General features: G+C 44.2%; 1 protein-coding gene. It reads left to right on the forward strand.

Features of this window, described 5'->3' with window-relative positions; translation table 11 throughout:
- Positions 1-46 precede the first annotated feature (46 nt).
- Positions 47-389, forward strand: a 343-nt coding sequence (locus NE664_15505) for an AraC family transcriptional regulator (protein ID MCQ4728039.1), incomplete at its 3' end; no start/stop codon positions are given.

Below are 389 nucleotides of genomic sequence, written 5' to 3' on the forward strand. Positions count from 1 at the left end.
GGCGGAATGGATGCAGAGCCAGAAGCATCGCAAAAAGGTACAGCTGATGGAGACTGAGATACGGAAGCTGAAGGCAGAGCACTTAACGGATGATATGCCTGTGGATTCTAACGGATGCAGCCGGGTGATCCGTAAGGCGCTCAATTACATGGAGGAACATTACCACGAGGATATTTCCTTAGAATCCATCAGTGAGGTGGTGTTTCTCAATAAAAACTATTTTTTAGAGCTGTTTAAGAAAGAGACTGGGAAATCATTTGTCCAGTATCTTACGGAATACCGTCTGGAAAAGGCGAAGCTTCTGCTGGCGATCAGTGGTTTTAAAGGGAGTGAAGTGGCAGATATGACGGGATTTCAGAATAACAGCTATTTTATTTCAGTGTTCAAGA

The organism is Anaerotignum faecicola (assembly GCA_024460105.1).
Taxonomy (GTDB): domain Bacteria; phylum Bacillota; class Clostridia; order Lachnospirales; family Anaerotignaceae; genus JANFXS01.